General features: G+C 62.6%; 21 protein-coding genes. 10 read left to right on the forward strand and 11 right to left on the reverse strand.

What is annotated here, in order from left to right:
* Positions 1–38: 38 nt before the first annotated feature.
* From FJ940_RS08785 to FJ940_RS08795, 3 genes are read left to right on the forward strand one after another with little or no spacing between them, the layout of a single operon-like run.
* Positions 39–677 carry a lysophospholipid acyltransferase family protein gene (locus FJ940_RS08785; RefSeq protein ID WP_140656167.1) on the forward strand — a complete coding sequence of 213 codons (639 nt, stop codon included), beginning with the start codon at positions 39–41 and terminating at the stop codon, positions 675–677.
* Complete coding sequence (locus tag FJ940_RS08790) at positions 674–1,624, forward strand: phosphatidate cytidylyltransferase (protein ID WP_140494172.1); 951 nt, start codon at positions 674–676, stop codon at positions 1,622–1,624. The genes FJ940_RS08785 and FJ940_RS08790 overlap by 4 nt, the downstream gene beginning before the upstream one ends.
* A gap of 4 nt (positions 1,625–1,628) precedes the next feature.
* On the forward strand, positions 1,629–2,276 hold the full coding sequence (locus tag FJ940_RS08795) for a CDP-alcohol phosphatidyltransferase family protein (protein WP_181171749.1): 648 nt from the start codon (positions 1,629–1,631) through the stop codon (positions 2,274–2,276).
* A 39-nt stretch (positions 2,277–2,315) separates the two neighbouring features.
* Here the strand turns inward: FJ940_RS08795 and tdh are convergent, their stop codons facing one another.
* A complete protein-coding gene (gene tdh, locus FJ940_RS08800) occupies positions 2,316–3,350 on the reverse strand; it encodes an L-threonine 3-dehydrogenase (RefSeq protein WP_140549151.1) in 1,035 nt (344 codons plus the stop codon).
* A gap of 52 nt (positions 3,351–3,402) precedes the next feature.
* Positions 3,403–4,590 carry a glycine C-acetyltransferase gene (locus FJ940_RS08805; protein WP_140565147.1) on the reverse strand — a complete coding sequence of 396 codons (1,188 nt, stop codon included), beginning with the start codon at positions 4,588–4,590 and terminating at the stop codon, positions 3,403–3,405.
* 306 nt (positions 4,591–4,896) lie between these two features.
* Here FJ940_RS08805 and FJ940_RS08810 point away from each other — a divergent pair, with 306 nt between their 5' ends.
* Complete coding sequence (locus tag FJ940_RS08810; RefSeq protein WP_140494180.1) at positions 4,897–6,969, forward strand: EAL domain-containing protein; 2,073 nt, start codon at positions 4,897–4,899, stop codon at positions 6,967–6,969.
* Between the two features lie 72 nt (positions 6,970–7,041).
* On the forward strand, positions 7,042–7,776 hold the full coding sequence (locus FJ940_RS08815) for a polysaccharide deacetylase family protein (protein WP_140521696.1): 735 nt from the start codon (positions 7,042–7,044) through the stop codon (positions 7,774–7,776).
* Positions 7,777–7,843: 67 nt separating this feature from the next.
* Here FJ940_RS08815 and FJ940_RS08820 read toward each other — a convergent pair whose 3' ends face one another.
* Entirely contained in the window at positions 7,844–8,242 is a 399-nt protein-coding gene (locus FJ940_RS08820; protein ID WP_246670989.1) for a MarR family winged helix-turn-helix transcriptional regulator, read from the reverse strand.
* A gap of 146 nt (positions 8,243–8,388) precedes the next feature.
* Between FJ940_RS08820 and FJ940_RS08825 the strand changes: the two genes are divergently transcribed.
* A complete protein-coding gene (locus FJ940_RS08825; RefSeq protein WP_140521694.1) occupies positions 8,389–8,796 on the forward strand; it encodes a hypothetical protein in 408 nt (135 codons plus the stop codon).
* Positions 8,797–8,924: 128 nt separating this feature from the next.
* On the opposite strand, the gene FJ940_RS08830 is transcribed toward FJ940_RS08825, so the two are convergent.
* Positions 8,925–10,970: an NADH:flavin oxidoreductase gene (locus FJ940_RS08830; RefSeq protein WP_140656176.1), complete on the reverse strand. Its 2,046-nt coding sequence runs from the start codon at positions 10,968–10,970 to the stop codon at positions 8,925–8,927.
* Positions 10,971–11,111: 141 nt separating this feature from the next.
* On the opposite strand from FJ940_RS08830, the gene queF reads away from it, so the two are divergent.
* Positions 11,112–11,573 carry a preQ(1) synthase gene (queF, locus tag FJ940_RS08835; RefSeq protein ID WP_140515582.1) on the forward strand — a complete coding sequence of 154 codons (462 nt, stop codon included), beginning with the start codon at positions 11,112–11,114 and terminating at the stop codon, positions 11,571–11,573.
* A 9-nt stretch (positions 11,574–11,582) separates the two neighbouring features.
* Here queF and FJ940_RS08840 read toward each other — a convergent pair whose 3' ends face one another.
* From FJ940_RS08840 to FJ940_RS08860, 5 genes are all read right to left on the reverse strand, one after another.
* Positions 11,583–12,188: a hypothetical protein gene (locus FJ940_RS08840; RefSeq protein WP_140656180.1), complete on the reverse strand. Its 606-nt coding sequence runs from the start codon at positions 12,186–12,188 to the stop codon at positions 11,583–11,585.
* A gap of 4 nt (positions 12,189–12,192) precedes the next feature.
* Positions 12,193–12,672 carry a DUF3828 domain-containing protein gene (locus tag FJ940_RS08845; RefSeq protein WP_140565146.1) on the reverse strand — a complete coding sequence of 160 codons (480 nt, stop codon included), beginning with the start codon at positions 12,670–12,672 and terminating at the stop codon, positions 12,193–12,195.
* Between the two features lie 140 nt (positions 12,673–12,812).
* Positions 12,813–14,795, reverse strand: a complete 1,983-nt coding sequence (locus FJ940_RS08850) for an FAD-dependent oxidoreductase (RefSeq protein ID WP_140656303.1) — start codon at positions 14,793–14,795, stop codon at positions 12,813–12,815.
* A 115-nt stretch (positions 14,796–14,910) separates the two neighbouring features.
* Positions 14,911–16,560, reverse strand: coding sequence for an ABC transporter substrate-binding protein (locus FJ940_RS08855; protein ID WP_140656182.1), 1,650 nt, complete (start codon positions 16,558–16,560; stop codon positions 14,911–14,913).
* 40 nt (positions 16,561–16,600) lie between these two features.
* Positions 16,601–18,148 (reverse strand): trimethylamine methyltransferase family protein, encoded by a 1,548-nt coding sequence (locus FJ940_RS08860; protein ID WP_140624617.1) that lies wholly within the window; start codon positions 18,146–18,148, stop codon positions 16,601–16,603.
* A 92-nt stretch (positions 18,149–18,240) separates the two neighbouring features.
* Here FJ940_RS08860 and FJ940_RS08865 point away from each other — a divergent pair, with 92 nt between their 5' ends.
* Both FJ940_RS08865 and mutL read left to right on the forward strand, forming a co-directional pair.
* Positions 18,241–19,143, forward strand: a complete 903-nt coding sequence (locus FJ940_RS08865; RefSeq protein ID WP_140515572.1) for a LysR substrate-binding domain-containing protein — start codon at positions 18,241–18,243, stop codon at positions 19,141–19,143.
* 67 nt (positions 19,144–19,210) lie between these two features.
* Entirely contained in the window at positions 19,211–21,088 is a 1,878-nt protein-coding gene (gene mutL, locus FJ940_RS08870) for a DNA mismatch repair endonuclease MutL (protein ID WP_140656306.1), read from the forward strand.
* Between the two features lie 31 nt (positions 21,089–21,119).
* On the opposite strand, the gene FJ940_RS08875 is transcribed toward mutL, so the two are convergent.
* Together FJ940_RS08875 and FJ940_RS08880 are read right to left on the reverse strand one after the other, a co-directional pair.
* Positions 21,120–21,863 (reverse strand): hypothetical protein, encoded by a 744-nt coding sequence (locus FJ940_RS08875; RefSeq protein ID WP_140656185.1) that lies wholly within the window; start codon positions 21,861–21,863, stop codon positions 21,120–21,122.
* A gap of 135 nt (positions 21,864–21,998) precedes the next feature.
* A complete protein-coding gene (locus FJ940_RS08880; protein WP_140656188.1) occupies positions 21,999–22,892 on the reverse strand; it encodes a DMT family transporter in 894 nt (297 codons plus the stop codon).
* A 93-nt stretch (positions 22,893–22,985) separates the two neighbouring features.
* Between FJ940_RS08880 and FJ940_RS08885 the strand changes: the two genes are divergently transcribed.
* On the forward strand, positions 22,986–23,912 hold the full coding sequence (locus FJ940_RS08885) for a LysR substrate-binding domain-containing protein (protein WP_140656191.1): 927 nt from the start codon (positions 22,986–22,988) through the stop codon (positions 23,910–23,912).
* The last annotated feature ends 112 nt before the right edge of the window (positions 23,913–24,024 follow it).

Consider the following 24,024-nt stretch of genomic DNA (forward strand, 5'->3'; position numbering starts at 1 on the left):
TAAGCCGGTGATCATCGACGGGCGAATTGGGGGGAAGGATGAAGTCGCTGCTCGCGAGGCCGGTGGCCGTGGTCGTCTTGCTGTTTGCCAGAGTCATCACCGCTGTGCGGCCGTTTTGGCATGAAGGCAGATTGCCTCGGCGTCGCTCGATCTTCTTTGCCAATCATTCCAGCCATGGCGATTTCATCCTGATCTGGGCTGTTCTGCCGCCGCGCCTGCGTCGGCGGGTGCGTCCCGTAGCGGGTGCCGACTACTGGCTGAAATCAAAAGTCCGAGCCTTCATCGGCCGCGACGTTTTCAATGCCGTCCTGATCGAGCGCAATCGCAATGGACGCACGATGGATCCCGTCGAGAGCATGGGGGAGGCGATGAGAGAAGGCTCTTCGCTCATTCTCTTCCCGGAAGGCACGCGCAACCAATCCGACGCGTCCTTGCAGCCATTCAAGTCCGGGCTGTTCCATTTGGCGGCATCGCACCCGGATTTCGAGTTGGTGCCGGTATGGATCGCCAATCTCAACCGGGTGATGCCGAAAGGGGAATTCGTGCCTATCCCGCTGATCTGCACGGTGACGTTCGGCGAGGCAATGCACCTGGCTGACGGCGAGAGCAAGGATATGTTCCTCGAGCGGGCACGTAGGGCGCTGCTGGCGCTGGCACCGAAAAAGGCAGCGGAATGAGCTCAACCCAATTCGATATGATGGTTCTCGTGCTCGGCGTCTGCGGGATCCTGCTCGTGGCCTCTTTCGTGGGGCATATCCTGGAGCGACGGCTGTCGCCGGAAGGCTCCAACCCAGCCATCGAGAACCTCAACGCCCGTATCAATGCGTGGTGGGTAATGGCGATCCTCATCGCCATAGCATTCATCGCCGGGCGGATCGGCGTCCTGCTTCTCTTCGGCTTCTGTTCCTTCGCCGCACTTCGCGAATTCGTGACGCTGACCAATACCCGGCGTGCCGACCACTGGGCGCTGGCCACGGCGTTTTTCGTCGTGCTGCCGGTACAGTATGTGCTGCTCTGGATCGAGGACTACGGGATCTTTTCTGTTTTCATCCCGGTCTACGCCTTCCTGTTGATGCCAATCATCTCAGCCACACGGGGCGACACCCAGCACTTCCTCGTTCGAATTGCCGAGGTGCAATGGGCGTTGATGATCTGCGTTTTCTGCGCCTCCCACGTCCCGGCTCTTCTGACGTTGCATATTCCCGGCTACGAGGGTCGCAATGTGCTTCTGATAGCCTTCCTTGTCATCGTCGTGCAATTGAGCGACGTACTGCAATACATCTGGGGAAAGGCGATCGGGCATACGAAGATCGCACCAAAGCTTTCGCCGTCCAAGACGCTTGAAGGTTTCCTCGGCGGCGTTGCAAGCGCCAGCCTCATCGGCGCTGGCCTGTGGTGGATCACGCCGTTCTCTCCGCTTCAGGCGGGCGCGATGGCCTTCCTGATCACGCTGATGGGTTTTTTCGGCGGCCTTGTGATGTCCGCCATCAAACGTGACCGCGGCGTGAAGGATTGGGGCCATCTGATCGACGGCCATGGCGGCCTGATAGATCGGCTGGATTCGGTGGTTTTCTCCGCTCCGATCTTCTTCCATCTCACTCGTTATTTCTGGTCACCGGGATGAGGCAGTGATGAACACGGGCGATCGCAGACCACTTGCAAGCCGCGACACGCGCTGGGCACAAGCGACGGCCAGACGTCTCGCCGCACTCTCCGTGACCCCCAACCAGATTTCGCAGGCCAGTATCCTCGCCGGCGCGCTGGCAGGCACGGCTTTCTGGCTTGGCGGGCAGAGCGGCGGCACTTCTCGTTTGCTGCTGTTGCTGGGCGCGGCGCTGTTTTGCCAACTGCGGCTGCTGTGCAATCTGTTCGATGGCATGGTCGCCGTCGAGGGCGGCAAGGCGTCGGCCGACGGGCCGTTCTGGAACGAGTTCCCGGACAGGCTCGCCGATATCGCCATCATGGCCGGCATAGGTTACGGCATCGGCATGCCTGGCCTTGGCTGGGCAGCGGCCTGTTTTTCGGTTCTCACCGCCTATGTGCGGGAATTGGGGCGGGCCAACGAGACGCGGAGCGATTTCACCGGACCGATGGCCAAGCCACATCGCATGGCAGTCGCAACCGTCGCGGCACTGCTATCTACCGGAGAATTCCTTTGGAATGGCCACAACGAAGTCTTGACGCTTGCGCTCGCCGCCATTGCCATCGGCGCCGCCGCAACTGCGTTGCGGCGCGCATGGCGACAGGTGCGATGGCTGAAAACCAGGCGACCCTAGCATCGCCAGCCTCGAAGCCTGAGACTCCCGGCGCATCGATCACCAGTCCATCACCACCTTGCCCGAACTGCCGCTGCGCATCGCGTCGAATCCAACCTGGAAATCATCGATGCCGATGCGGTGCGTGATCAGGCCTGAGACGTCGAGCGGGCCCTGGACCAGCGCGATCATCTTGTACCAGGTCTCGAACATCTCGCGGCCATAGATGCCCTTGAGATGCAGCATCTTGAAGATGACCTTGTTCCAGTCGATCTCGAACCCGGTCGGCGCAATGCCGAGGATGGCGATCTTGCCGCCATTGTTCATGGTGTCGATCATGTCGCGGAAGGCGGGGGCTGCCCCCGACATTTCCAGGCCGACATCAAAACCCTCCGTCATGCCGAGCGCCGGCATCACGTCGCGCAGTTTTTCCTTGGAGGCGTCGACGACGTGCTGGACGCCAAGCTTGCGCGCAAGATCCAGCCGAACCGGATTGATATCGGTGATAACGACCTTCCTGGCGCCGACGCATTGCGCCACCAGCGCGCCCATGATGCCGATCGGTCCGGCGCCGGTGACCAGCACGTCCTCGCCGACCAGATCGAATGACAATGCGGTGTGAACCGCATTGCCCAGGGGATCGAAGATCGCGGCGATCTCGTCCGGCACATCGTCGGGGATCGGCACGACATTGTGCTGTGGGATCGCCAGGTACTCGCCGAAGGCGCCCGGGCGATTGACGCCGACGCCGAGCGTGTTGCGGCACAGATGCCCCCTGCCCGCGCGGCAGTTGCGGCAATGTCCGCAGACGATGTGGCCTTCGCCCGACACGCGTTGGCCGACCTTGTATTCGGTGACCGCGGCGCCGAAATCCGCGACGGTGCCGACGAATTCATGGCCGGTCACCATCGGCACGGGCACCGTCTTCTGCGCCCACTGGTCCCAATTGTAGATGTGGACGTCGGTGCCGCAGATCGCAGTCTTCTTCACCTTGATCAGGACGTCGTTGGGGCCGATTTCCGGCACCGGCACCTCTTCCATCCAGATGCCCGGCTCGGCCTTGGCCTTCACCAGCGCCTTCATCATGTTCGACATTCTTTTGTCCCTTGAATCTCTTGATCCGGAAGCGGTTTGCGGCGCCGGTCGCTCAGGAAATCACACCTAGTTCCTTGCCAACCGCACCGAAAGCCTCGACCGCCCGATCAATGTCGGCGCTGGAATGCGCAGCCGACATCTGCGTGCGGATGCGCGCCTGGCCCTTGGGCACCACCGGGAAGGAGAAGCCGATGACATAGATGCCGCGTTGCAGCATGCGCGCCGCCATCTCCTGCGCCAAGCTCGCATCGCCCAGCATGACCGGGATGATCGGATGGCCGGCGCCTGCCAGCGTGAAGCCGAGCTTCCCCATCTGTGTCCGAAACCGTTCCGCATTGGCATATAGGCGCTCGCGCAGGGCATCGCCATTGCGGATCATGTCGAACACTCTGATCGAGGCGCCGGCGATCGCCGGCATCAGCGTGTTGGAAAACAGATAGGGCCGCGAGCGCTGGCGCAGCCAGTCGACCACCTGTTTCTTGCCGGACGTGTAGCCGCCGGAAGCGCCGCCCAGCGCCTTGCCGAGCGTACCGGTGATGATGTCGACCCTGCCCTCGACGCCGCAATGCTCAGCCGAGCCGCGGCCGTTCCTGCCGACGAAGCCGACCGCGTGACTGTCGTCGACCATGACCATGGCATCGTATTTTTCGGCCAGATCGCACACACCCGCGAGATTGGCGATGATGCCATCCATCGAGAACACGCCGTCGGTGGCGATCAGCCGGAACCGGCAATCCTTCGCCTCCTTCAGCCGCGCCTCGAGATCCGCCATATCGTTGTTGGCGTAGCGGAAGCGCTTGGTCTTGGACAGCCTGACCCCGTCGATGATGGAAGCGTGGTTCAGCGCATCGGAGATGATCGCGTCCTCCTCGCCCAGAAGCGTCTCGAACAGTCCACCATTGGCATCGAAGCAGGAGCCGTAGAGGACGGTGTCGTCCATCCCGAGGAAGGACGATATCGTCGCTTCCAACTGCTTGTGCTCCTCCTGCGTGCCGCAGATGAAACGCACCGAAGCCATGCCGTAGCCGTAGCGGTCGAGCGCGTGCTTTGCCGCCTCGCGCAGGTCGGGGCTGTCGGCGAGGCCGAGATAGTTGTTGGCGCAGAAATTCAGCACCTTCTCGCCGCCGACCTCGATCTCAGCCGACTGCGTGGAGGAAATTACCCGCTCGGACTTGTACAGTCCGGCCGATCTGAGCCCCTCAAGTTCGCCGTCGATATGGGAGAGAAATGCTGCGGTCATGATCGTGCCTCGTTTGACGTGGGCCGACTGTCGTCCCGCACGCACAAAAAATCCACCGCAAAAGCGACCGGATCAGGTGGCTGGGTAATGTCGAACGGATGCCGCAGGCATGGCTCGAGGGACGATCCGGATCACATGGGCCGGCGAATGTTCAAATGCGGACCGGCCGCGAAAGAGGCCGATAACCATTTCGCGACCTTTAAGCCTTTCCCCTTGTCGGCCAGCTGTCGATTTCCAGTCCTGTTAATGTTTGCAGTTCAATGATGCTCATACAGGAATCCGTTGGCGAGAGGGCCGCCCCCCAAGATGTCGCAGCAGCCGGTGCAAACCGTTTCAGGCAAGCTCATACTGCTGATCAAGGCTGGTTATTGGCTGGCGCTGCTGATCATCGCCGCCATGGTGGTGGCTTCCTTCATCCTGCTGCAGCAGGTGATGGCCACCCAACGGCACAACCATACGCTGCTCGATATCGTCAGCACGCAAAAGACGCTGTCGCAGCGCATCGTCTTCCTCGCCGGTGCGACCGGTGCTGCTTCGCGCGACAAGCAGCCGGCGCTCGTCAACGCGCTCAAGCAGGCGACGGCGGAGTTCGAAACCAACTATGACCTGCTGCTCAAGCAGACGGCCGCCGATCCAAAGTCGCCGGCCAGGCTCGATCCGAAGACGATCGAGAACGTCCTTTTCGGCAAGCCTTTCCATCTCGACTATTTTTCCGTCGGGCTGGTCGCCAATGGCGAACGCCTGGTATCGGCCTTCTCGTCCCAACTCGCACTCGGCGACAATGGCGGCTACAAGGGCGGTTACGAGCGCGTCACCCTCGACGCCTCGGTCGCCAACGCAACATTGTCGGGCTATTCGGCGCTGGGCCAGCGCATCAGCGCTTTCGCCGACGAACGATCCGAAAAGATGCTCGATCTGCACCGCACGCTGTTTTACGCCACGATCGGCGTCATCGTTCTGGTGGCGCTGTTCATCTTCCGGCCCATGTCAAACGCGATCCTGCGCAAGACGCGCGAACTCGTCGATGCGCGCAATTCGATGGCCTTCATCGCCGTTCATGACGGGCTGACAGGTCTGCACAACCGCACATTCCTGACCGACCATTTCGACACGCTGATCAAGAGCGCGCATCGTCGGCGCGAACGTCTTGCGGTGGTGCAGCTTGATCTCGACCGGTTCAAGCAGATCAACGACACGCTCGGCCACGCCGCCGGCGACTATGTGCTGGTCATCACGGCCCAGCGCATGCGCGATTCCTGTCGGGCGTCGGATCTGTGCGTGCGCCTCGGTGGCGACGAGTTCGTGATGATCCTCAACGGCGCCGGCGGCAGCGAAGACATCAACATGCTGGCACGGCGCATTCTTGCGCACATCAACGAGCCGATCGTCTTCCAGGGCACGACCATTCTACCGGGCGCCAGCGGCGGCATCGCCGTCTATCCGATCGACGCCGACAACGCCCAGGACCTGCTGGTTCACGCCGATCTGGCGCTTTACTCCGCCAAGAAGATGGGCGGCGGCAATTTCTCGTTCTTCTCCGAGGAATTGCGTCGCGAACTCGATTATCGCAAGCAACTCGAGCACGACATCAAGGTTGCCATTTCACAGCAGGCATTCCAGGTCTATTTCCAGCCGCAGGTTTCACTGAGCGACGGCACGATCAGTGGCATCGAGGCGCTGGTGCGCTGGAACCATGCCGAGCGCGGCATGATCTCGCCTGGCGAATTCATTCCCGTCGCCGAGAAATGCGGTTTCATGCCTGATATCGGCCGCATCGTCATCAGCAAGGCGATCAACGAAGCCGCCGAATGGAACCGCGACGGCATTGCTTTCGGACGACTTGCGGTCAACGTATCCGGAACCGAATTGCGCGAGCACGACTTCGATGCTTTCCTGTTCGAGACGCTTGAGAAGGCTGGCCTGCCGCCGCAGAAACTGTCGCTGGAAATCGTCGAATCCGTCATTCTCGATGACGAGAAGACAGGCATCGCGGCAAAGCTACGCCATATCAGGGCCGCCGGCGTCCATCTTGAGCTCGACGATTTCGGCACTGGCTACGCGTCGCTCAGCCACGTCAATCCCAACGAGATCGACCGGCTGAAGATCGATCGCCGCTTCGTCCAGAACATCCATGAGAACGGTGACAACTCCAAGATCGTGCGCGCCATCACCGAACTCGCGCGCGGCCTTGGTATCTCGATCGTCGCGGAGGGCGCCGAGACCGAAGCCGAACTCGATTCACTGATGGCCATCGGATGCGACCAGGTGCAGGGCTACTCCATCGCCTTCCCGATGCCGCAGGACAAAGCCCGTGACTGGCTGAGCGCCCGCATGCCGAAGAAGGCCAGGCTAACGGTGCTGCAGGGAAGCCTGGCGTAGGCAGCCCTCACCCGCGCTTGACAACTCATCACCGAGATGGCGCCCTGTGACGATCGCAAACGGGTAGTCCCGATGCCGCTTCTGCTTGCTTTGCTGACCATGCTCGCCGCATTTCCCGCTTATGCAGTGGATCGCACCATCTATCTGACTTTCGATGACGGACCGCTGAACGGCACCAGCAACATCCTCGACGTGCTGGAAGCGCAGCAGGTGCCGGCGACGTTGTTCATGGTCGGCATGCATGCGCAGGCGAGCGCGGGCAACAAGGCATTAGTCAGACGCGCAAAAGCTCTGCCGCTGGTGACGGTCGGCAATCACAGCTACAGCCACGCCAACAACCGCTACCAACATTTCTATGCCGATACGGAAGGCGTGGTGGCAGACATGCTGCGGGCCAACGCCGTGCTCGGGCTCGCTCCGGAGGTTCATGCGAGGCTGCCTGGGCGCGACGTGTTCAGACTGCCCTCAATGTCGAAGAACGACACCTCGCTCGGCCTTGCGCAGGAAGGCCGTGAGGAGCCGGACTATGAATTCGTCGCCGCTTCCCGCTTCTATCTCTATGGCTGGGACCATGAGTGGGTGCATGACGACACAGGCAAGCCGGTGCAGAGCGTCGACCACTTGGTCAGCGAGATCGATCACCTGTTCGGCTATGGCCGCTTCGTCAAGCACGGAAAGATGATCCTGCTCATGCATGACGAGATGTTCCAGGACGGCTTCGACGGCAAGACGAAACTGGCCATGCTGATTACCGCGCTGAAGCAGCGCGGCTATGCCTTTGGGACAATCCAGAGTTATGACGACTGAGGCGGTGATCCGGCTTTCCTACAGCGCGTAGTGTCGAAGAGATTCACGCGGCGCGCCTTGGACATCGTCAGCTTTCCACGTTGGCCCGCAAGGTCGCCAGCACTTGCGCAAACTCCGCCAGCCTGTCGTCTGACAGGCCCACGCGCAGCCGCTTGTCGAAGGCAAGCGCCGCCTTGCGCAGTGTCTCGAACATCGCTTCTCCGGCCCCTGTCAATTCGACCAGATGGACCCGGCGGTTGACGGGATCGCGGCGGCGCGTCAGCAATCCTTGCGCCTCCATCGCGTTTAGATGATGGGTGAGCGTCGCTCCCTGTATGCCGATCATTCCGGCGAGCTCGCGCTGGTTGGCTAGCTCGCTCGATTTGACCGACAGCAGAGTAAGCCAGACGGGCAACGTGCCGCCCGCTTCAACCAACGCGGTGTCGAAGGCCTGTGCAACAAGCTTGGCGGTGCGGCCGAGATTCATGCCGACCGGCGGGCGTTCAAAGGGCGTCATGGCAAGACACTAGACGGTGTTTTCCACGGATGGAACTGGCACTCATTTATACATTGACATCTAACAGTTAGATATCTAACTATTTAGGCGACGGCGGGCAAGAGAGGAGAGCTGGTATGCAATATGTCTACATCATCACCATCGGTCTTCACGTCATGGCGGGGGTGTTCTGGGCCGGCACCACCATCACGCTGGCGCGCGACCCCGAGATCCGGGCTGAACGCTTCATTGGACCGCAAATGGGCGCGGCCGGCATGGTGTTTCTCACCGGTGCGCTGCTCTGGTATTTTTTCCATGGTGCCTATTTCGGCTCGATGGAAATGGTGCTGGCCCTCGGCATCGTTGCCGCTTTCGCCGCGGCTGGAGTGCTCAGCACCATGGTCCGCCGCACCAGCACGCAGCTTGCTGGCGCCGACGCGGCCACCGAACCTGCCCTGCGCGCGAAGATGGCCCAAGGCGAGCGAATCGCCGCCTGGCTGCTGGTTCTCACCGTGCTCTGCATGGCCACCGCCAGAATGTTCTGATCACGGATCGTACGGTGCCGGCGCAAGCAGGCGGCGTACGCGGCGCGCAACGAACCAAGGCAGCAGATGGCTCTCCTTGCGGAGGTTCCGTTGCGCGCCTCCTCGAAATTGTTAGCGACAGCAGCCTTTCAAATCCTTAGCCCGAACCGGATGCCGTCATAGATGGCGGCGTGGATGTTGCGCGAGGCGACGGCATCGCCGATGCGGAACAGCACGAAAGATCCTTGCGGATTGCGCTCGGGAAAAATGTCGCCGCCACTCACCAGCCGCTCATAGTCTATGGCGCCGCCGTTCGTCGCCAATGGCTTCAGCGAGAGATAAAGGTCGTCTAGCGGCGCCGTGCCATGCTCGACCACCACCTGGTCGACCCGCCGCTCGCCGCGCCAGCCGTCGGCGAAATCGGAGGCAAGCTCGGCAACCAGTTGATTGCCCTCGCGGCGCACCGAGCGCAGCCTTGTGTTGATAGTGATGGTGACCCCCTTCTCCTGGAAGGCGCGCATGTAGGGTACGTGGTTCATGCCGCCCATTTCCGGCGCGAAGAATCGCTCCGGCGAAACCAGTTCCAGCTTCGAACCGGCGGCCGCGACGAGTTCCGCAGCGCCCATTCCCTGATGGCCGCCATTGTCGTCATAGAGCAGCACGTTTTCAGCCGGCTTGACGCTGCCAGCCATGATGTCCCAGCTCGATGTGACAAGAGTGTCGCCCGCCATCAGCGGCGGATTCTGCGGCAGTCCGCCGGTGGCGATCACCACGACATCGGGCGACAACGCCAGAACGTCGTCCTTCTCGGCCCAACTGTCGTAGCGGATCTCGACGCCGAGCCGGTCGAGTTCGGCCAACCGCCAGTCGACGATGCCGATCAATTCCTTGCGGCGCGGGTTCTGCGTCGCCAGCCTGACCTGCCCGCCGGCCTGGCCCGATGCCTCCAGCACCGTCACCTGATGGCCGCGCTCCGCGGCCACGCGCGCTATTTCCAGTCCGCCTGCACCAGCGCCGATGACGACGACTTTTCGCTTTGGTCCCTCGGCCTTGGTGATGATATGCGGAATGTCCGCCTCGCGGCCGGTCGCCGCATTGTGGACGCAGAGCGCCTCGCCGCCTTCGTAGATGCGGTCGAGGCAGTAGGTGGCTCCGACACACGGGCGGATTTCGTGCTCGCGCCCTTCCATCACTTTGCGGACGATGTGCGGATCGGCGATGTGGGCGCGGGTCATGCCGACCATGTCGAGCTTGCCGGCGGCGATGGCGTGGCGCGCAGTTGCGACGTCGGAAATTCGCGCCGCGTGGAAGGTCGGGAATTTCGTCGCCGCCCTCACCTCGCCGGCGAAGTCGAGATGCGGCGATGAGCGCATGCCGGTCACCGGAATGACCTTGGTCAGTGCCGCGTCGGTCTCGATCGAGCCCCGGATGATGTTGAGGAAATCGACCTTGCCTGATGAGGCAAGCCGCCTGGCGATCTCGACGCCCTCCTCTTTCGACAGGCCTTGCGAAAAATCCTCGTCGGCGACCATGCGTATGCCGACGACGAATTTTTCGCCGACGGCCGCCCGCACGGCGTCGAGCACCATGTCGGTGAACCGCAGCCGGTTGTCGAGCGAGCCGCCGAACTCGTCCTCCCGATGGTTGGTGGACGGAGACCAGAAGCCGTCCATCAGATGGCCGTAAGCCTCGAATTCGATGCCGTCGAGACCGGCGGCCTGGCAGCGCTGGGCCGCGGAAGCATAGTCGGAAACGATGCGTTCGATATCCCAATCCTCGATGGTCTTGGGAAAGGCGCGATGCGCCGGCTCCCGCACCGGCGAAGCCGACAGGACGGGCAGCCAGTCGGCCTTGTTCCAACCGGTTCGACGGCCGAGATGGGTGATCTGGATCATCACCTTGCATTCATGCTCGTGGCAGGCGTCGGTCAGTTCCGCGAGCCATGGCACGATCCCGTCATCATAGAGATGCAAATTGCCGAAAGCGGCCGGGCTGTCGCGTGAAACGATGGCCGAGCCGGCGGTCATTGTCAGCGCCATGCCGCCCTTGGCCTTCTCCGTGTGGTAGAGCCGGTACCGCGCCTTGGGCATGCCGTCTTCCGAATAGGCAGGCTCGTGGCTGGTCGACATCACCCGGTTCTTCAACGTCAGATGCTTGAGCTGATAGGGCTGGAGAAGCGGATCGTTGCTGGTCATCGTCTTCCTGCGGTTTCAAATTGTGTTATTGAGCGGCCAGATGCGCCGCCCCTGAGTGGATTGCGGCGTTTATTCCAATCTTCGTTCGCGCCGACCGCCATGGAAGCGTGCTTCCGGCGACAGGCAGACAAGGAGCCGTCCATGATCGATACCAAAACCCTCACCCAGCTCGGCGCGCATGTCGAGACGCCACAGAGCCCGGAAGCGGCGGTCCTGGAAACCGTGCCGTTTTCGCGCGGCGACGGCCCGCCGGCCATCGTGCGCTTCACCTGCCCGGAATTCACCTCGCTGTGCCCGGTCACCGGCCAGCCTGATTTCGCCCATATCGTCATCGACTACGCACCCGACGCGGCTCTGGTGGAATCGAAGTCGCTCAAGCTGTTCATGACCTCGTTTCGCAATCATGGTGCTTTCCATGAGGATTGCACCGTCATGATCGGCCGCCGCATCGTGGCGGCAACGAGCCCGCTATGGTTGCGCATCGGCGGCTATTGGTATCCACGCGGCGGCATTCCGATCGACGTGTTCTGGCAGACGGGCGCGCCGCCGGAAGGCGCCTGGCTGCCCGAGACCGGAGTGGCGCCCTATCGCGGGCGAGGCTAGCTCGAACCATCATTCGCATTGGTACTGGCTGAGCGCCCATTCGCCGGTCACCGATAGCAGGTCCGATATCTTCCATTCGCCGTCGACCCTTTTGAACTTCCACTCAAGGCGGTGCGGGTTGCCGGCGACGACGAAGGCGACGATGACCTTGGCCTGGTCGCCATTGATCGCCTCGAGCGTCTTCAGGCTCTTGTCGATCTCGCCCTTGTCATAGTCGGCATTGTCGAGCGCCATGTTGGGGTCGAGGCACTCGCCCTGCCCGGATTTGCGCAGCGCATCGCTCTTGTCGAGCACCGTTTTCGCCGGATCGACGAAATGGCGGCGCTGCGACGGATCGACCTCCAAGCCGACCTGGTCGTAGAATGGCCGGACCACCGCTGTCGGCGAGCCCGGCTGAATTGGGGCGGCAGGTTCGCTCGGCGAGGCAGCCGGTGGTGTTGCCGGCTCGGCGGCTGCGCGAGGTGCAGGCGCTGGCGGCGACCCGTTGTCGTCGGGCGCGGTGGCCGCCGGAGCGTTTGCCGGCGGCGCGCCGAGCAGCCCCTGCGCGGCGGCGCCACCCAAGTCCGCCGCCATCATGCACACGGCCGACAGCGCCAGAAACCGGCGGCGGGCCATCGGATCACTCCGGATCTTGGCCCGCCAGGCATTCGAGCTGGCTCAGCGTCCAGTCGCTGGTCTTCGATGCGATGTCCGATATCCTCCACTTGCCGTCGATCTTCTTCAGCGACCAATGCATTTCGCGTTGTGCATCGTCTCCTTCCGGAAAGAGGCTGAAGCTCGCCACCACCTGGGCAGTATCGCCATCCACCATCTCGGACACTTTCAGGGTCTTGGAGACGGTCTTCTGGTCGAAATCCTGCGCATCGAGGCCCGGATCGAAATCGATGCAGGCGACCTGGTCCGGATTCTTCCTCGTTGCCTGATCGTTGAGGTCGAACAGTCTCGTCACCGGCTCGGTGAAGCGATCCCGGTATTTTGCGTCGGCCTCGAACTTGACATCCGGAACATAGAAGAACTTCACGGCGTCCGACGCCGGACCGGCCAGGGCGACAGCGGGAAAGGCCGTCGCAAGGGCGGCAAGGAGCACTGTCAGTCTCATGCAGAATCTCCGGCTTTTGATGGCTTGGCGCAATCCAGTAGCACGCATCCTGCATATCGGCTTTTTTGCGGCTCATGAAGCCCGCGGCCGCGTCGCGGCCGATGCAGGTCATCCGACAGTCGTGCGTGCCAAGACTGCGATCAGAGACCAAGCGCCACCTTGCGGCCATCATGGATGGCAAAAGCCGCCTGCCTTGAGGCGGTGCAATCACCAATCGACGTGTGGGCAATTTTGCGCCTGTCGAGTTCGATGGAAAGCATGTCGGCTGCCATACTCGTCGTGGCGAAGACCAGCGCATCGGCTTCGACGTCCTGCTCGGTTTCGTCGAGCAGGGAAGCGACCCTGGCGGCCTTCCCCTCCCAATGAACGATGGCGCTCTCGGTCAGAAACCGCACCCCCAGCCTGGCGAGTGCGCGGCGCAGCGGCGCGTCGACGGCCATTCGCTGAAGCTCTTTGCCAACCAGGGCGTCAGGTGTCACAAGCGTCACATTGTGACCGTCCTCGGCGAGTTTCCAGGCGGTGCCGCACCCTTTCCAATTGCCGCCATCGTCGAGCAAGATAACATTTTTGCCTGGTCTCGCCTCACGGGCCATCACGGCTTCGGCCGAGAGAACCAGCCCGCCGCCCGGGATGCTTTCCCACTGCGGCAATGCCCGTTGGAAAGCGCCGTCTGAAGGCATCGAGCCGGTTGCGATGATGACGTGGTCCGCGCCTTCGCGCTCGACATCCTCCGCCTCGACATATTGTCCGTACCGGACGTCGACCTGAAGCTGGCTGAGCTGGCGCTGGTACCAGTCGATCAGATCCAGAATCTGGGCGCGGCGCGGTTGCAGCCCCGCAAGGCGGAACTGCCCCCCAAGACGGTCGGAAGCCTCGGCCAGCGTGACACGGTGACCGCGTTCGGCTGCTACACGCGCCGCTTCGAGGCCGGCGGGACCGCCGCCGACGACCAGTACGCGCTTGGGTTGGCTAGCCGGGGCGAAGCGATCTCCGCCCCATTCCCATTCCCGCCCCGCCGAGGGATTGATGACGCAGCTGATCCAGTAGTCGCGGCTGCGTCGGCCCCAACACATCTGGTTGCAGGACAGGCACCCGCGAATGTCTTCCGGCCGTCCGGCGGCGGCCTTTGCGGCCAGGTGCGGATCGGCGATCTGCCCCCGCACGATGGAAACCAGATCAGCGTGGCCTTCGCTCAGCACACTTTCGGCATTCTGCGGCGTACGGATGTGACTCTCGGCGGTGACCAACGCGTGGCGCACGGTGGATTTGAGCACGGACGCCAGGTCGGCGCCGAGCTTTTCCGGATAAACAAAGGTCGGGATGATTTTGTAGAAATCGAAGTAGGAGCCCGTTCCACAAGTCACATAATCCATCAAAGAATCGCGGTCGTGGAGGTCGATTATCTCGGCCAATGCTTCGCGCTTCAGCGCCACCTCCACTTCCGGTTCGTCGTTGACCGCAAGGCCGATGATGAAATCATCGCCGCATTCCCGGCGAATTCTGCTCATCACCTCACGGCTCATCCGGGTGCGATTTTGAAGGCTGCCGCCCCACCGGTCGTCGCGGCGATTCGACCAGGGCGTCCAGAACTGGTCCAGCATCGAATGATACGCCGCCCAGACCTCGACGCCGTCGAAACCGGCCTCGCGGCAACGGCGCGCCGCCTGCACGAAACCGTCGATCGTTTCTTCGATCTCGGCTTCGGACATTCGATGCGAACCGTCAGAGTCGTGATAACTCGGCAGTCCGGAAGGGGACCAGCCGGCATGGAACGAGTTGTCCGCGTCCGCGTGCTGACCGACATGATAGAGCTGCTGGATGGCGACGGCGCCATTGCCGCGGATCGCTTCCGTCACTTTGCGGAAATGGGGGATCACGCTGTCGTCGGAAGGACGGAAGTTGCCGCGGGTAAGAATCGCGGCCCGGTGCACCGGCATCGGCTCGACGACGATCATGCCCGCGCCGCCGATAGCGCGTTCGGCATAATAGCCGACATGCCGTTCTGTCGGCAGTCCCTCTACCGCCATGTTCGCGGTATGGGCTCCGAACACGATCCTGTTGCGTAAGGTCTTGCCGCGCAGAGCAATCGGCGTGAACAACCGGTTGAAGACCTGCCCAGACATGTACCGCTCCTCAAAAGCCCTAGCGGCAGCACCCGAGCGCCAGCGCCCGCAGCCATAATCGATTTGCCGGACAGCCGGCACCTGAAAGGGTGCCGGCATTCGCCAACCATTGCAGCTAGGCGTCCAGCCAGACGTTCTGGAGGTCCATTTCAAAAGTCTGGTGGACGCCGTAGTTCTTCACCTTCTTGCTCGTATGACTGTAGAGCTTCTGCCAGAACGGCTGGATGATGACGCCGGAATCCTGCAGGATCTGCTCGACATCCTTCATCACCTCCTTGCGCTTGGCGACGTCGATCAGCGATAGCGCCTGCTTGAGCTTGGCGTCGAAATCGGGATTCGAATACGCCGATTCATTCCAGGCCTCGCCGGTGCGATAGCCGAGCGCCAGCACCTGGACGCCGAGCGGGCGCATGTACCAGATCGTCATCGAATAGGGATATTTCGTCCAGTCGTTCCAGAACGTCGAGCCCGGCAGCACCGTCCGTTTCACCTTGATGCCGGCCTCGCGCAACTGGCCCGCGATGGCATCGCCGGTGTTCTTCTGCCAATCGTCCTCGATGGTGATCAGCTCATGCTCGAAGTCGGCCTGACCCGCCTCCGCCATCAGCTTCTTGGCGCCAGCGGCATCACGCTCCTTCTTGGGCAGCGGGTAATATTCCGGATGGATGGGGCTGACATGGTGGTTTTCGCCGACCGTGCCGCGACCGCTGTAGCCAAGCTGCAGCACCGCGTTGTTGTCGACCGCCATCTGGAGCGCGTTGCGAACACGCTTGTCGTCGTAGGGTTTGTGCGTGACGTTGGTGCGCGCAACCAGGGTGGTCGCGGTCGCCACCTCCGATTTCTCCAGCCCCATCTTGTCGAGGATGTCGATAAAATCGGCGGGCGACTCGAAATTGAGGTCGATTTCGCCGGAATCGAAGGCATTCACCGTGGCGTTGAAGTCGGTGCCGTAGTCGATGAATTCGACGCCGTCGAGCGGAGCTTCGCCGCCCCACCATTTGCCGTTCTCGCGGCGCTTGACGACAGCCTTCTGGCCAACATCGTAAGAGACCAGCTCGAAGGGTCCGGTGCCGATCGGCTTCTTGATCGGATCGGCGCCATCGGCATCGAAATTGCGGTGGACGACGAGCGCCGGATAGTCGGTGAAGTTCGGGATCAGCGAAATGTCGGGCTCGGAGAGCTTCAGCTTGACCGTGTTGTCGTCGATCTTGGTGATCGCGCCGTCCCTTGCCTTGCCGGTCTTGGCGTCGATCAGCGCGCCGACACGCGCGGCCATGGAGTTGCCGGCGACGCCCTTCTCGCACCAGCGCGTCACATTGTGCACCACATCATCGGCGTTGAAGGTATCGCCATTGTTCCAGGTGATGCCCTTGCGCACGTGCAGCGTATATTCGGTGGCGTCGTCGTTGATGTCCCAGCTTTCGAGCAGCACCGGCTCGAAGGTGAACTGCCTGGTATAGCGCACAAGCGGCTCCAGCCAGGTGCGCGAGATGTTGGCAAGCTCAACCCAGTCGTAGGTGCGCGGATCCTTCTGCGCCTTGACCGACATCGAGACACGCAGCTTTCCGCCCTTCTTCGGCTCCTCGGCCAAGGCGTCCGTCGGCGCGGCAAGGCCGATCATGCCATAGGCCAGAGCCGTCGATGCCCCGAAGGCGCTTGCCAACGCCAGGAATTCGCGCCGATCGATCCGACCCGCACGCGCCTCGTTGGCCATCTCCTCTATGGCGCTTGGAACACGATCACCATTGCTTTTGAAAAGCGTCATTTTTTTCCTCCCTTGTGGTTCCCGTCAGATCTTCGTCCTGTCAGCTAACGCTGTCCGGCAGTTTCTCCTCGCGCAGCGCGATAAAATCCCTGAGACCGTCTGCGATGCCCTCATCGAGCTTCGGCTCCTCATAATCGGCCAGCATGTTGCGCGCTTTCTCGCGGCCGCGCGTGTCATGGTCCTTCGCCCCTTCGGCCTTCCACTGTTCGTAGGAGTTGAAATCCATGATGCTGGGCATGAAGAAGGCTCGCTCGAAATGCTCGAGCGTGTGCTGTGTGCCGAGGAAATGGCCCTGCGGCCCCACCTCGCGGATGGCGGCCATCGCTTCCTTGAAATCGTCGAACGGCAGCCCGCCGGCATATTTGTACCAGCCGACGAGCTGTTCGCAGTCGGTCGCGAATTTCGAATAGCCGCAGGTGAGACCCGCCTCGAGCCATCCGGCCGAGTGCCAGATGTAGTTGGCGCCGGCAAGGATGGCGGCATGCATAAGCATGTTCGCCTCGTAGCCGGCCTGGGCATCGTTCAGCTTCGAGCCGACATGGAAGCCGGACGTGCGCCACGGCAGGCCGTATTTCCGTGCCAGCGCGCCCATCAGGTACATCATCTGCGCGGCCTCCGGCGTGCCGCCCATCGGAGCGCCGGTCTTCATGTCGACCGTGACCATGAACTGGCCGTAGATTTGAGGCGAGCCCGGACGCAGGAGCTGGGTGAACGCTACACCGGCAAGCGCCTCGGCATTGACCTGCGCCACCGCGCCCACGGCCGAGGCCGAGGTCGAGGCGCCGCACAGCGCGAAGGGCGCCAGGATCAGCGGCTGATTGTGACGGGCATAGACCTTCATCGCATCCAGCATGGTGGCATCCCATACCAGCGGTGAATTGCAGTTGGTGATCGACACCAGCACAGGGTTGTCGCGCACGTAATCCTCACCGAACACGATGCCCGCCATCGCCATCGTGTCTTCCGCCCGATCCTTGGAAGTCACGATGCCCATGAACGGCTTGTCGGAATGCTTCAGCGCCGAATGGATGATGTGGAGGTGACGCTTGGGCACCGCTATTTCCATCGGCTCGCAGATGATCGAGCTCGAGGAATGCAGGGCCGGCGCCATGTAGGCGAGCTTGTGGAAATTGTTGAGGTCGGCGAGCGTGCCGTAGCGCCTGACATTGTCGAGGTCACGCACATAAGGCGCGCCATACATCGGCACGAAGATGGAATTCTTTCCGCCCACGCGCACCGTACGCTCAGGGTTGCGCGCGTTGAGCGTGAACTCCGACGGCACCTTCGAGACGAGCTCCATCAGCAAGGCGCGGTCGATCCGCACTCTTGTCTCGGAGACGTCCGCGCCGGCGGCCTTCCACATTTCGATGGCCTCATCGTCGCGGAACTCGCATCCAACGTCCTCCAGGATGGCGAGCGATTCCTGGTGTATGAGTTCCACTGCCTCGTCCGGCACCATCTGATAGACGGGGATTTGGCGGACCAGTGTCGGAAACGACGTTACCGGAGCTCCCCGCAGCGCCTTGCGCCCCAGGCGGCCGCCGGCTCGACGATTGGAGTGTTCGGTCACAGCGGCCGGTGCGTTCATGGCAACTCCATTCCTCTTATACCTCGCAGCCTAGACGCACAAAACAGGAATGTGACGCTGGAAAATCCTGATCTCTTGTATAAGCTCTGCTTATGCGAAACCTGCGCCACCTCCTGCCCTCGGCCGGCAGCCTGATCGTCTTCGAGGCGGCGGGCCGCCTGTCGAGCTTCACCGCCGCCGGGCGAGAGCTCGGCATGACCCAGGCCGCCGTTTCCTACGCGGTGCGCGGGCTGGAGGAACAGCTCGGCGCCAAGCTGTTCCAGCGCCGTCACCGGCAGGTCAGCCTGACGGAGGCCGGCGAGCGTTTCCACGCCGACGTCTCGCTGGGCCTGTCCCACATCCGCAAGTCGGCGGAGGATCTGCGCCTGCAGGCGACCGGCGGCCACGTGACGCTTGCCGCCTCAACTGCGTTCGGCTCCTTCTGGATGATGCCGCGGCTGCAGCAGTTTCGCGACGAACTGCCGGGCATTGATCTGCGCATCCAGACCGCCGACCGCGACCTTGACATCATCGCAGAGGGCATCCCGCTTGCCGTGCGCGGCGGCGAACCGAGGGACTGGCAGGACTATCATTCGCTGCCGCTTGCCGACGAAGAGATCTTTCCCGTCGCCGGCACCAGCTACGCGGCGAAGTTCGGCCTGCCCAAATCGGTCGCGGAACTGGCCACGCACCGTCTCATCCATCTCGAGGAGCCCTATCGCGAGGCGGCGAGCTGGAATGAGTGGTTCGAATCGGCCGGCGCCCGTCTCGGCGATACCGCACGCGGCCTGCGCATCAACGATTACGGGCTGGTAATCCAGGGCGTCATGGAAGGGCAAGGCATCGCGCTCGGCTGGCGCCACCTTGCCGAGCGGATGCTCGCGACGGGACTGCTGGTGCCGGTGACGGACCATGTGCTCAGGACCGGCAAGGCGTTCTATGTCATCTGGCCGAGGAACCGGGAGCTTAGCGAGAATGCCCGCAAGGTACGGGATTGGCTGGCAGCGCAAGCGTGAGGTCGTTCACTGTTTTCACCGTACTTCACCCTCGCCCGCTCGGCACGAATCCGCCTATACTGTCACCATGCCCATACGCCAGCTTTCCGAAACGATGATCAACCAGATCGCCGCCGGCGAAGTCATCGAGCGTCCGGCAAGCGTGGTGAAGGAACTGGTCGAGAACGCGCTTGATGCCGGTGCAGGAAAGGTCGAGGTCGTCACATTAGGCGGCGGATTGAACCTGATCCGTGTCACCGACGACGGCTTCGGCATCCCCGAACAGGAGCTATCGCTGGCGATCGCACGCCATTGCACCTCCAAGCTTGCCGAAGACATCCACGACATCCGCTCGCTCGGCTTTCGCGGCGAGGCGCTGCCGTCGATCGGCTCGGTGTCGCGGCTGTCGATCCGCTCGCGCACGGCGGCAAGCGACAGCGCCGCCGAGATCGGCATCGAGGGCGGCAGGATCTCGCCCGTCAGGCCGGCGGCGGCCAATCGCGGCACCACCGTGGAGGTGCGCGACCTTTTCTTCGCCACCCCGGCAAGGCTGAAATTCATGAAAGGCGAGCGCGCCGAAAGCTCGGCGACCAGCGACGTGGTCAAGCGCATCGCGATCGCCTTTCCGACCGTTCGCTTCACGCTCACCGGTTCCGACCGCGCGACGCTGGAATTGCCGGCGACCGATGACAGCGCGGAAGGCAGCCTGCGCCGCATCGCCCAGGTGATGGGGGTCGAGTTTCCCGACAATTCCATTGCCATCGATGCGATGCGCGAAGGCGTGCACCTGACCGGTCATGTGTCGATCCCGTCCTTCACCCGCGCCAACGCGCTGCAGCAATATGCCTATGTCAATGGCCGGCCGGTGCGCGACAAGCTGATCGCCGGCGCTATCAGAGGCGCCTTCGCCGACGTCCTGCCACGCGACCGCCATGCGGTCACGGTGCTTTTCCTGACACTCGACCCGGCGATCGTCGACGTCAATGTCCACCCAGCCAAGGCGGATGTCCGCTTCCGCGACCCCGGCCTGGTGCGCGGGCTGATCGTCGGCGCCATCCGTCAGGCGCTTGCCGAAGCCGGCATCCGCGCCGCCACTTCCGGTGCCGCCGGCATGATGGCGGCGTTCCGGCCGGGAGCGGCGTCATACGCCCATGGCGGCCCGGCCAATGGTCACCGCAGCTACGAAGCGGCCTACCGCGCCTCGGGCTCTGCCGGTTTCGACCGCGCACGCTCGCCGCAACGGCCACTCGACATGGAGTTCCAGGGTTCAGGATTCGAGCGAAACGGCGGGTTCGGCGAAAACGAGCAGGCGGCGTTCGATGCCGGCCCGATCGCCAGCGCCGACGCCCGGGCGGGACAGGGCGAAGCGGCGGAGACGCTGCTTGGCACGGTACTCGGTGCGGCACGGGCGCAGGTGCATGAGAACTACATCGTCGCCCAGACCAGGGACTCACTTGTCATCGTCGACCAGCATGCCGCGCATGAGCGGCTGGTCTACGAGGCGTTGAAGAACGCGCTGCACGCGCGCGCCGTGCCGTCGCAGATGCTGCTTCTGCCGGAGATCGTCGACCTGCCTGAAGAGGATGCCGAACGGCTCGCCACGCATTCCGAAACGCTCGCCCGCTTCGGGCTCGGCATCGAGCGTTTCGGGCCGGGCGCCGTGGCCGTGCGCGAGACACCGTCGATGCTGGGCGAGACCAACGTCCAGCAATTGGTGCGCGACCTCGCCGACGAGATCGCCGACAACGACACCGTCGACACGCTGAAGGAAAGGCTGGACAAAATCGCGGCGACCATGGCCTGCCATGGTTCAGTGCGTTCCGGCCGCCTGCTCAAGGCCGAGGAGATGAACGCGCTGCTGCGCCAGATGGAGGCCACGCCCGGCTCCGGCACCTGCAACCACGGCCGCCCGACCTATATCGAACTCAAGCTGGCGGACATCGAGAGATTGTTCGGGCGGCGATAAAGTGTTGCCCTCCAAGGCCGGATGCCCTCGGTCAGTTCTTTTGCTGAAATTTTCTAGCGGCACGATTGAAGACGTAGTCCATCGTGTGTCCGTTGCCGCCGCCACGAAAATTCACGGAGATGATGTCCTTACGGTGCTCCACCCATTTTTGGACGTTCATGTAGATAGGCGTCATCAGCATGCCCGCATCGCAACCATCGTCATCGAAAGAGATTTGCTGGACGACCTTGCCGCTGGTCTTCTTGATGACCTGCATTTTCGTCATGCAAATCCCTGAACCGGTGTTTGTGTAAAGTCCGGCAAACCGGTCGGCAGCGGTTTCAGCCCAAAAGGGAATTTCGACAGTTCCGTCGAGTTTCGCCTCGCCCGTGTCGTCGAGGCTTGCAACCTTCTTCAGCGTGACCGGAAATTTGTCCGCGCCTTTGCGCCAGGTCCCTGTCGCACCGCTTTCGCCGATGTCGAGGGAAAGCGGGCAATTCGTGGTATCGACTGGTGTCTTCGATCCCATCACCATGATGCGTTCAAATTCCTGGTCGTCCGAAATCGCGCACAGCGAGAGCCTGGTGCCGCTGACCGTGCCGTAGAGCGCGATCGGACTCTGCCCGGCGTCGTAGAAGTAGCTCCCCTCGACCGTTATGCCGCTGCCGAAGCTGTCATATGTCTGAAGCGATAAATGAACGGGATCGGGCCCTACCGACCCTTCGTAGTTCTCCACGTGATACCAGCCGGCGACGGCCTTTCGGCTCAGCAGCAGCAAGCAGAAAAACGCGGCCACGAACGCTCTTCCCATCCCGATCCCCTCCATCAGCGCAAATCAGGATAGCGCGCCTTATGCCCGTATCACAGGGGTTGCCGGTTGAAGCAGCGCGACTTGTGGATTTGAGTCGGAAAACAGCCGCAACTCTCTGATTTATCGTTTCAAATTCACTACGATCACGCCCCCTAGCGCCAGCGCGCCGCCAAGCAGGCCGAGCAGCGTCGGGACTTCGCCCAGCCAGAAGAAGCCGATCAGGGCGGACATGGGAGAGACCAGATAAAGGAAGTTCGAGGCACGCGCCGCAGGCAAGCGCGAAAGCGCCGTCGCCCAGGCGGCATAGGCGATCAGGCTCGGCACGACGCCGAGATAGATGACCGCGCCCAGCCCCGCCATATCGGCGACCGCCGCCTGCGAGAAAGCTGCCGGCAGGAACGGAGCCAGGCAGAGCGCGCCGAGCACCATGTTCGAGGCCGCGATGGTCAGTGGATGGTGGCTGGCGAACAGCGGCTTCTGGACGATGGTGTTGACGGCCGAACAGAGCGCCGATCCCAGCACCAGAAGCGCACCCGTGTCGAAATGCAGGCCCTGTCCGTCGGCCATGGCGATAATGCCGATGCCGCTGAAGGAAATGGCGGTGCCGACCCAGGCCATGGTCGAAAATCGTTCACCGAGCAGCGCCATCGCCATGATGGCGGTGAAGATCGGGCTGACATTGATGATGAAGCCGGCGGCGCCGGCCGAAACCGTCAGTTCGCCAAAATTGAGCATGGCGGTGTAGAGCGCGACGAAAACGGCGCCGCCAAAGGCCAGGCGCCACAACTCGCCTATGCGCGGCAGCGTCGGCCGCCTGACGGCAAGGAAGATCGCCGCAGGTACCGCGGCGATGGCAAAGCGCAGGGCGCCGAGTTCGAGCGGCCCGAACGCGGCGAGACCAGCCCGGATCGCCGGAAAGGCCGAGGCCCAGCCAATCACCGTCAGCGCCACCGCTACGGCCGCGGTGGTGTCCATCCGCTGTGCTGGATTCAACGTGCTCGTCATCGCCCTCATCTCATCGTCCTCCCGTTCTTTCGCCTCTCGATGGGGAGAAAACGCTTTTTCGGACCAATTGACAAACGACCAAATCGAGGGTCAGCTGTGACTATGGATCACAGCTTAGACGACATCTTGCCGCTCGAGACACTGCGCGCCTTCGATGCAGCGGCACGCACGGGGAGTTTTTCGGCAGCCGCGCAGAGGCTCAATCTCACCCATGGCGCTATCAGCCGGCAGATCGCCAAGCTGGAGGGCTGGCTTGGCCTGAAGGTTTTCGAACGCGGGGCGCGCGGCGTGACGCTGACGAACGAAGGCAATCGCCTGCATCTCAGGACCACCGAAGCCTTCGCGTTGATCTCGGTCAATTCGGACCGCTGGGTTGAACCGCGCGGCACCGCAGTGGTGCGGCTGGCCTCGATCCCCTCGGTAAGCGGCCTATGGCTGATGCCACGCATGACGGCGCTTGAGAATGATCCCACCCGCCTGCGCATCGTGCTGGATGTCGATAACCGCCAGGCCGATCTCGCCGATGAAGGCATCGATCTGTCGGTGCGCTGCGGACGCGGCCGCATCCCGGGCCGCGTTTCGATGCAGTTGTTCGAGGAGTATCTGTTTCCGATCGCCTCGCCGAGCCTCGCGCCGGAGATCGGCTGCGGCGACCCGGCCCGGCTGCTCAAATTCCCGCTGATCAACGATTCCGACGCATCCGGCTGGCGCGCATGGTTCGCCGCGCAGGACACGGATTACCGGCCGCGCCCGCAGGACCGACGCTTCGAAGACTACAATCTGGTGCTCGATGCCGCCGCACACGGCCTGGGCATCGCCTTGGCGCGCCCGCCGCTCACCGAACACCAGATACGGTCGGGGCGCGTCGTGGCCGTCGACGATCGTGTTGTGCTCAATCCCGTTTCCTACTGGCTCGATCGTCCCGCCGGAAGGCCCCGCGCCGCTGCCGCCGACCTGTCGCGCCGCATCGCGGCGCAGGCCGGTGTGTCGGCGGAAAAGATCGAACACTTCATCGAAGCCGACACGTAGGTTTCAGAGCAGTTCACCGTTTCACGGAAACGGCGAACCGCTCTATGTCTTCGTTTTGCGCAATTCCATAGGGAAAGCGCTACGCGCTTTTCCCGGGAAAACCGTACACACT

It is taken from the genome of Mesorhizobium sp. B2-3-7 (assembly GCF_006442695.1).
In the GTDB taxonomy this organism is placed as follows: Bacteria; Pseudomonadota; Alphaproteobacteria; order Rhizobiales; family Rhizobiaceae; genus Mesorhizobium.